A 3606-nucleotide genomic window follows, 5' to 3' on the forward strand; every position below is an offset into this window, starting at 1 on the left:
TCGTTCATCACAATGGAGCATGATTTCATGGGCTATTATCTGTTTTCGAATGAAGCTTGTTTTGATAGTGAAGACAAGGTAAAAGCGTTTCTACCAAAAGGAGAAGGCATCGACTACTATGATTGACATTCATAGGAACGATATAAAGGAGGACGATCATGTTTGGGATCAGTATGAGTCTAAAAGAAGTGCCAGAAAACGAAAAAGAGATTCTCCCATTTTCGAGTCACGTCCAACGCTTTTTAAGAGAAGAATTCGCAAGTACCTCCAATCGCTGTGACCTCTTGATTGATCTCGATCCTTACGGCGATAAGTTGTTTAGAGTGAGAGAAGTGAACGAGTTGATTGGAATTTGCGAGCTGCTTATTCAACGCTATTGCACACCGAAGGAAGCGTGGATGATGAATCAAGCGAATCATTATGCGAGTGAGCCGTGGATGATACATCAATCAGATAAACGAATCATGGAACTACATCAATTTTTAGAATTGTTGAAGCGGATGTGCATCGCGTCGGTCTATCAAAATACGTTGATTTGCTTTTGGGGCGACTAAACGATTGAATGTTGAAGAATATATAAAAATTGGAGTTTTGAAAAGTGAGGAAAAAGTTAAAGATAACGGGAATTATAGCAGGTGTAAGTCTTTCGATATATGTCGTGTGGACGATCTACCGACTATTTTTCTTGGTTGATATCAATGTTGTACCAAAAGAAGAGTATATCTCAAAAAGTAGCTCGCCCGATCAGGCGTACACGATTCGCTTTTACCGCGCGAATGGTGGCGCGACGGTGGATTATGCGATGCTCGGCATTATGGAGAACAAGGACGGAGAAAAGCGCAGAATGTACTGGGAGTATCCTTGTCGCGAAATAAAAGAAGTGAAGTGGACGAAGGATACGGTGACGATCAATGGCACTAAGATCAAGATATGGAGTCAAGTGTATGACTTCAGAGAGGGAATATACGAAGCAGACTAAGAGGAACATGAGGATGATGGTATGCATTCAACAAATCTTGGCGTACGACCACGTGACGTATTTGTTAGAAACCAAGCATGCAAGGATGAAGATTAACGATTGCTTGGTTTCTTCAACAAATAGCGAGGTGGTGGACCGAAAGATTGCTCCGCTTCGAAATACGCCAATTCGCCTGGAATACAAGAAATGATCGAGGCGAATCCAAAGCCGATGGCGTGTTCGAGTGCCTCACGGAGAGGTAACGTTTTCCCGCTAATCAGCTCGTTTTCTGATAGACAATAGCACGTATCCGGTGCACCATATTGTTTCAACAAATCATACGTATCGTCTGGCCATGAATTAGGTGGTTTAATTTCAATCAAGTAATCATTCTTCAGCATGCTTAAATACCGGTGATCTAACCGTTGAAGCGCCATATCTCGTTTTTTTGGCGTGAACAATTCATGTAGAACGCGCTCTTGAACGCGCTTGACAAAAAATGATTGGACGAGCACTCTTTCTTGTTCTTTATCCATGTTTTCATTTCCTTTCTACTCAATTTAGCGAATCAAATCCATTACATACACTCATTGAATTCATTTTACATAAAAAGGAGCCAATTTATGAGCTACCTATCTGCGGGATATTATCTTATTCTGCCAACTCCTCGAAAAGAATACATGGACAAGGCTGTTGTTCATGAGTCCGTTCTATCCGTAAGTGAATGCATCTGTACACACTATCCTGACATCAGTATCTTATGGGGAAACTCGGAAGTAAAGAAAGACCGTTATATGAAGCAACTTGGTCTCTCACTTACCACCTTTCAGTTACTCGAACAATGGATAGAAGAACATCGGAAGACAGGAAATATGTTGTTTCCTCAAGTGTTCTCTAACTTAAATGCCACGCAAACGTTCGTAGATCGTTTTTTGAATCATCTCCCTGACATACGTATCATCAGCATCGGTTTGCCTGAACAGTACAAAGTGGATTTTCTTGAAGATATAGCGGCTTTTAGTAGTCAAAACCCTGAGCCTTATGCAGTAGAAAAAATGGTATCACAACATCTCAGCCCTGACACGGACGGTTCCGAAAAAATCGGGTACGAAGTGTTAGGATTTGATTCGGGATCATTTCATTCGTATTTGTGTAACGGACTGGAACGCGATTTCAGTAACCATTTCAACTTATCACTAAACAGCCATGGTTTAATCCATACGTTCGAAGAAGCGGATCGTTACTCAGATTATTGTAATGAATTAGGTGAGGCGACAGAAGCAGTCTTATGGCTGCCATGGGCGATTTTTGAATATGAACGCAGCAATTAAAAGTAAAGATGCTGCTAATCAAGTAATAATCTTTAGCGTAATGGATCAGGAGGATAAAAAACAATGGAATCGACCGAACAATTAGAACAGCATGTAAATCAATTAAGAAATACACTTTATGAATTCGAAAAGAAGATGGAACGCAAATTTTCGATTGAGGAATGGCGGTACCTTCTGGAGAACGGATTAAATAGTCTTTTGAGCACACGTGAAGACACACAGCAAGTGATTTCAAGCGTCTCGATTCGTATGAAAAAGAGACCTTCGCGATGGAATTTATCATCTGGAGTTGTCTATGCCATTCCTTTACCTCGACTTGGAGGGTATGGATATGCAGAGATGAGAATTTCGCAAGATGAGAATCATGAGACTGGAAAGATAGAGTCTATGGATTACATCCAATACTATAATCTTAGAACAGAAAGAATTCTTTCGCTCCAGGAGTTAGACCAAAAGAATCCTGAGACTTGTATCATCATTGATACGGGGTATTACGGGATTACAGAAGGAGAATGGATCGTACTTGGAAAACGGCATCGAGAAAAAGAAACGTTTGAGACGCCATTACTATTTGGTAGTGTACCTAGTTTAAATTCTGATGGGGAAAACTACTATGTTACTCGAGGTATCAATGGAGAAAGAATGTTTGTGGAAGAAGAAAAGGCACGAGAGGTGATAAATCCTTCTGCAACCTGTGGTGATTTATCTGCTGTATACAAATATGAAGAACGATTAAAAAATAATGAATGATTTTAAGAATTCATAATAAGTTAACGGGGATACAAAACATTGAAAAATAAAGAGCAATTAGAATTGTTTGTAAATCAATTGAGAAGTACACTTCAAGAATTCGAAAAGAGAGTGGATCACGAATTTTTGATTGAGGAATGGCGATACCTGCTGAAGCATGCATTAGATAGCCTTTTGAGTACACGAGAAGATGAGGAAAGAGATATTTCGACCCTTTCCATTCGAACTAAAAAAAAGCCTGTACGTTGGAATCTATCATCAGGAATTGTCTATGCGATTCCGTTACCCCGACTAGAAGGATACGGATATGCAGAAATGAGAGTCTCAAAAGATAAAAACTTTGAGAGTGGAGAAATAAATTCTATGAAATACGTTCAATACTACAACCTTAGAACAGAAACGATTCTTTCCCTTTACGAGTTAGATCAAAAAAAGCCTGAGACTTGTATCATCATGGATACAGGACAACAGGGAATAAGAGAAGGAGAATGGAAAACGATCGGAAAAAGGCATCGGGAAGAAACGTTTGAGACGCCATTACTATTTGGTAGTGTACCTAGCTTAGAT

The 3606-nt window shown here is 39.8% G+C and carries 6 protein-coding genes; 5 read left to right on the forward strand and 1 reads right to left on the reverse strand.

Features of this window, described 5'->3' with window-relative positions; genetic code table 11:
* Window positions 1-158: 158 nt before the first annotated feature.
* Together F8N00_RS17000 and F8N00_RS17005 are read left to right on the forward strand one after the other, a co-directional pair.
* Complete coding sequence (locus F8N00_RS17000; protein WP_421018645.1) at window positions 159-554, forward strand: hypothetical protein; 396 nt, start codon at window positions 159-161, stop codon at window positions 552-554.
* Between the two features lie 44 nt (window positions 555-598).
* Window positions 599-979 (forward strand): DUF5412 family protein, encoded by a 381-nt coding sequence (locus tag F8N00_RS17005; protein ID WP_058265355.1) that lies wholly within the window; start codon window positions 599-601, stop codon window positions 977-979.
* Between the two features lie 92 nt (window positions 980-1071).
* On the opposite strand, the gene F8N00_RS17010 is transcribed toward F8N00_RS17005, so the two are convergent.
* Complete coding sequence (locus F8N00_RS17010) at window positions 1072-1494, reverse strand: hypothetical protein (RefSeq protein ID WP_023468065.1); 423 nt, start codon at window positions 1492-1494, stop codon at window positions 1072-1074.
* An 87-nt stretch (window positions 1495-1581) separates the two neighbouring features.
* Here F8N00_RS17010 and F8N00_RS17015 point away from each other — a divergent pair, with 87 nt between their 5' ends.
* The 3 genes from F8N00_RS17015 to F8N00_RS17025 form a co-directional block, all read left to right on the forward strand.
* Complete coding sequence (locus F8N00_RS17015) at window positions 1582-2289, forward strand: hypothetical protein (RefSeq protein WP_421018646.1); 708 nt, start codon at window positions 1582-1584, stop codon at window positions 2287-2289.
* 63 nt (window positions 2290-2352) lie between these two features.
* Window positions 2353-3039: a hypothetical protein gene (locus F8N00_RS17020; RefSeq protein WP_421018647.1), complete on the forward strand. Its 687-nt coding sequence runs from the start codon at window positions 2353-2355 to the stop codon at window positions 3037-3039.
* 39 nt (window positions 3040-3078) lie between these two features.
* The coding region (locus tag F8N00_RS17025; protein ID WP_421018648.1) for an Imm26 family immunity protein at window positions 3079-3606 on the forward strand (528 nt) is incomplete at its 3' end.

The organism is Exiguobacterium sp. A1_3_1 (assembly GCF_048985645.1).
GTDB classification, from domain to species: domain Bacteria; phylum Bacillota; class Bacilli; order Exiguobacteriales; family Exiguobacteriaceae; genus Exiguobacterium_A; species Exiguobacterium_A indicum.

Excerpts from the sequence above, each read along its gene's own strand:
- F8N00_RS17015 (WP_421018646.1), top strand. The coding sequence starts at position 1,582 with ATGAGCTACCTATCTGCGGGATATTATCTTATTCTGCCAACTCCTCGA.
- F8N00_RS17020 (WP_421018647.1), top strand. The coding sequence starts at position 2,353 with ATGGAATCGACCGAACAATTAGAACAGCATGTAAATCAATTAAGAAAT.
- F8N00_RS17000 (WP_421018645.1), top strand. The coding sequence starts at position 159 with ATGTTTGGGATCAGTATGAGTCTAAAAGAAGTGCCAGAAAACGAAAAA.
- F8N00_RS17010 (WP_023468065.1), bottom strand. The coding sequence starts at position 1,494 with ATGGATAAAGAACAAGAAAGAGTGCTCGTCCAATCATTTTTTGTCAAG.